Origin of the sequence: Streptomyces sp. NRRL S-1022 (assembly GCF_000720135.1) — a bacterium.
GTDB lineage: Bacteria > Actinomycetota > Actinomycetes > Streptomycetales > Streptomycetaceae > Streptomyces.
Genome location: NZ_JOIU01000069.1, coordinates 1 through 4757, shown reverse-complemented (window position 1 = coordinate 4757; position 4757 = coordinate 1). Strand labels below are relative to the sequence as shown.

The following is a 4757-nucleotide window of genomic DNA, read 5'->3' as shown; positions in this document are numbered from 1 at the left end:
GAAGGCGGGGAAGGCGGTGTAGAGCTGTCGGCCCATGCCGAGGCGTTGTGCGCCCTGGCCGGTGAACAGGAACGCCGTTCCACCCGAGCGGCGGGCCTGGGACGGCTGGACGCCGCGGCCCTCGGCCAACTGCCTGAGGGCGTGCAGTAGTTCGTCGTGGTTGGTGCCGGTCACGACGGCGCGGTGGTCGAAGGCGGCGCGTTCGGTGGCCAGGGAGAGGGCGACGTCCTGTGCGGGCAGGCCGGGGTGGGCCTCCAGGTGTGTCACCAGCCGCGCCGCCTGGTCACGGACCGCCTGCACGCTCTTGCCCGACAACACCCACGGAACGACGGGCAGGCCGAACCGGGCGGGACCGGCGTCCACATGGCTGGACGGCTTGTCCACGTGCAGCGTCCGCGGCAGCACCCCGTGCCGCATGGCCTCGATCATCTTGATCACACCGCCCACTCCGGCGGCGGCGACCGAGTGGCCGATGTTCGACTTGAGGGAGCCGAGGTAGAGGGGGCGACCGGCGGGCCGCCCCTGTCCGTAGGTGGCGAGCAGCGCGTGGGCCTCGATGGGGTCGCCGAGGCGGGTGCCCGTACCGTGCGCCTCGACGGCGTCCACGTCGCTCGTGCCCAGGCCGGCATTGGCCAGCGCCTGCCGGATGACGCGTTCCTGGGAGGGGCCGTTGGGCGCGGTCAGGCCGTTGCTGGCCCCGTCCTGGTTCACCGCCGTACCCCGGATGACCGCCAGCACCCGGTGACCGTTCCTCCGCGCGTCGGACAGCTTCTCGACCACGAGCAGGCCGACGCCCTCCGACCAGCCGGTGCCGTCGGCGTCGTCGGAGAAGGACTTGCAGCGGCCGTCGGCGGCCAGACCGCGCTGGCGGGAGAAGTCCACGAAGCCGCTCGGGGAGCCGGAGACGGTGACGCCGCCCGCGAGGGCGAGCGTGGACTCGCCCGAGCGCAGCGACTGCACGGCCATGTGCAGGGCCACCAGCGAGGAGGAACAGGCCGTGTCCACGGAGACGGCCGGGCCCTCCAGTCCGAAGGTGTAGGCGATCCGGCCGGAGGCCACGCTGGAGAGCTTGCTCGTCATGAGGTAGCCCTCAAGCTCCTCGGGGCCTTCCCGGTCGAGGTAGCTCTGTTCCACGAGGCCGGCGAACACGCCGGTGCGGCTGCCCCTGAGGGCGGCCGGGTCGAGGCCCGCGCTCTCCAGCGCCTCCCACGCGGTCTCCAGCAGGACACGCTGCTGCGGGTCCATGCCCAGCGCCTCGCGCGGCGAGATGCCGAAGAAGGCCGCGTCGAACTCCGCCGCCCCGTCCAGGAACCCGCCCTCACGGGTGTACGACTTGCCCGCCCTGCCGGGCTCCGGGTCGTACAGGCCCTCGACGTCCCAGCCGCGGTCGGTGGGCCAGGGCGTGATGCCGTCCACCCCGTCGGCGACGAGCCTCCACAGTTCCGCGGGTGAGGTCACCCCGCCCGGGTACCGGCACGCCATGCCGATGACGGCGACGGGCTCCTGCCGGCCGTCTTCCAGCTCGGTGATCCGCTGCTTGGCCTTGTGCAGGTCGGCGGTCACCCACTTCAGGTACTCGACCAGCTTCTCCTCGTTGGTCTGTCGGTCGGTCGGTCCCTGGGCGGCGGGAGTCTGCTGGGCCCGGTCGTTGGACTCGGTAGCCATGCTGATTCGTATCTCCTCGGTCCGGGCGGGAGCGCCGCGGGGGCGCTCCCGCCGAGGTTCAGCCGGCGGAGCGGCCGAGCTGGTTGTCGATGAAGGCGAAGAGGTCGTCCGCCGTCGCGGCCTCGATGGACTCGGCGGCATCCGACGGATCGTTCGCGGGCGTGTCCGCCGCCGTGATCCGCCCCAGCAACTCCTTCAGCCGGGCGGCGACCGCGGAGCGGGTCTGCTCGTCGTCGGGGACGTCCGTGCCGAGCAGTGCCGCCTCCAGTCGGTCGAGCTCCGCCAGGACGGACATCCCGCCCGGTGCGTCGCCCAGGTCCAGCCGGCCCAGCAGGTGGGCGGCGAGCGCCTCGGGGTTCGGGTGGTCGAAGACCAGCGTGGACGGCAGCCGCAGCCCGGTGGCGGCCGTCAGCCGGTTGCGCAGGTCGACGGCGGTCAGCGAGTCGAAGCCCAGGTCCTGGAAGGCCCGCCGGGCATCGACCTGGTGGGCTCCGGCGTGGCCGAGCGCCGCCGCGACCTCGCCGCGCACCAGGTCGAGCACCACGGGCTCGCGCTCCTCGGCGGCCAGGGCGGCCAGCCGTTCCCGCAGCGGGGCCCGGCCGGTGGCGGTGCCCGCGGTGTCCGCGCCGTGCGCGGCGCTCCGGCGTCCCGGCACGCGGACCAGGTCGCGCAGCGCCGCCGGCACCCGCCCGTGCGTCCGCAGGGCGGCGAGGTCCAGTGGCAGGGCCACCAGCTGGGCCGCGCCGTCCGCGACCGCCGCGTCGAGCAGGCCGAGGCCCTCCTGCACGGGGAGGAGCCGGAAGCCTTCCCTGGTGTAGCGCTTGTGGCCCGCTTCGCCGAGGCCGGCGTTGATGCCGCCGCCGATCTCGGCGGGGTCCCACAGACCCCAGCCGATCGCGGTGGCCGCGAGGCCCTGCGCGGCACGCAGTGCGGCCAGTGCGTCGGTGAACGCGTTGGCGGCGGCGTAGTTGGCCTGCCCCGGTCCGCCGAGGACGCCCACGCTCGACGAGAACAGGACGAAGGCGGACAGGTCCCGGTCCCGCGTCAGTTCGTGCAGGTGCCAGGCCGCGTCCGCCTTGGCCGCGAGGACCCCGGTCAACTGCGGTGCGGTCAGGTCGCCGATCAGCCCGTTGTCGAGGACGCCCGCGGTGTGGACGACCGCGGTGAGGGGGTGCTCGGCGGAGATGCCGTCCACGACGGCCGCGAGCGCGGCACGGTCCCCGGCGTCGCAGGCCGTGACGGTGACCGTGGCACCCGCCTCGGTCAGCTCCTTGACCAGGGCCTCGGCACCCGGGGCGGCCGCACCCTCCCGGTTGAGCAGCAGCAGGTGCCGTACGCCGTGCTCGGTCACCAGGCGGCGGGCCACCAGAGCGCCGAGCGCCCCGGTGCCGCCGGTGACCAGAACGGTCCCTTCGGGGGACCGGGCGAAGCCGGGGACGGACGGGGCGGCGGCGGAGGGGCCGCCGCGGCGCAGGCGGGGCACACGGATCCCGGCGTCGCGTACGGCGGCCTCCGGCTCGCCGGCGGCGACGAGCGCCGACAACAGCGCGTCGAGCTCGTGCGGCTCGCCCCCGCCACCGGGCTGCCGTTCCCGGTCGAGGAGGAAGATCCGGCCCGGTGCCTCGGCCTGGGCGGAACGCAGCAGCCCCCGGACTCCGGCACCGGCCAGGTCGGCGATCTCCTCGGCGCCGACGGCGACGGCACCCCGGGTGACCACGGCCAGCGGGACGTTCCCGAGCCGCTCGTCGGCCAGATACGCCTGGACCAGCGACAGGGCGTCACGAGTGCGCTGGTGGAGGGCGCCGACCACGTCGGTGCCCGGCTCGCCGTCGGCCCACACGCGCAGGCCGTCGACAGGAGCACCCGCCGCGACGGCCTCCGCCGCTTCGGCGAGGGTCGGGTAGGTGACGGCGGTGCCCTCGCCGTCGCCCGGGCCCACGACGGCCCAGCGCAGGGGAGTCTCGGCCACCGGCACTACGGCGGTGTCCCACTCCACGCGGTACAGCGGCAGGGCGGCCCGGCCGGCGGCGAACCGGTCGTACGGCACCTCCTGGAAGACCAGCCGGCCCACGGTGAGGACCGGTTCGCCGGCGGCGTCGGTGAGCCGGACGGCCACGGTGCGCTCGTCGACGGCCTGCCACCCGACTTGGACGACCGTGGCGCCGCTCGCGTGCAGCCGCACGCCGTGCCACTCGGCGGGAACGAGAACGGATCCCGGCCCGGCCGGGGAGAGCGCCCCGGCCTGCTCCACCGCACGCAGGGCCGTCTCCAGCAGCTCCGGGTGCAGTCCGTAGCGGACGGCGTCCGGCAGCAGCTCGTCGGCGAGCGCCACCTCCGTACCGCTGTCGTCACCGGCGGGAAGCACCGGCTGGGCGGCGGCGGACAGGGTGCCGTCCGCGTACGCCGTCCAGCGAGCGCCCTCCTCGGCCGGCCGGGCGTACAGCGTGAAGGCACGCGTGCCCGGGTCGCCGGTGCCGTTGCCGGTGCCGGTGACGGTGAGCTGGAGCTCGGTCTCGGTCAGCGGGGCGAGTACGAGCGGGGTGTGCACGGTGAGGGAGTCGAGCGTGCCGAGGCCCAGCTCGTCACCGGCGCGTACCACGAGGTCCACGAGCGCGGCGGCGGGCAGGACGGGGGCGTCCAGCACGGCGTGCTCCGCCAGCCACGGATGCGTCCCGACGGAGACCCGGCCGCTGAACAGCACCTGTTCACCGCCCGCCGGTTCGACCTTGGCGGCAAGCAGGGGATGACCGAGCGAACCCCATCCGCGCCCCTCGTCGCCAGGGGCGGCGTCCTTGCGTTCCAGCCAGTAGCGCTCGCGCTGGAAGGCGTAGGTGGGCAGGGGTGCCGGGGTCGCGGCCGCGGGACGGAGGTAGGCCTGCCAGTCGACCGGCACGCCCGCGGTGAACGCCTGGGCCATGCCGGAGACGAGGCTGCGGGTTTCGTCGTGGTCGCGGCGTAGGAGGGGGATGGTGGTGGTGTCGTCGAGTGTGTCGTGGGTGAGGGCGGTGAGGACGGCGTCGGGGCCGATTTCCAGGAAGGTGGTGGTTCCGGCTTCGTGGAGGGAGGTGAGGGCGTCGGTGAAGCGTACGGTG

Annotated in this window: 2 protein-coding genes; both read right to left on the bottom strand. The window is 74.7% G+C overall.

Annotated elements, in window-relative coordinates; all coding sequences use genetic code 11:
- A partial coding sequence (locus IG05_RS0140690; RefSeq protein WP_199808482.1) for a type I polyketide synthase occupies positions 1–1665 on the bottom strand: 1665 nt, incomplete at its 3' end.
- 58 nt (positions 1666–1723) lie between these two features.
- The coding region (locus IG05_RS0140685; protein WP_037815841.1) for an SDR family NAD(P)-dependent oxidoreductase at positions 1724–4757 on the bottom strand (3034 nt) is incomplete at its 5' end.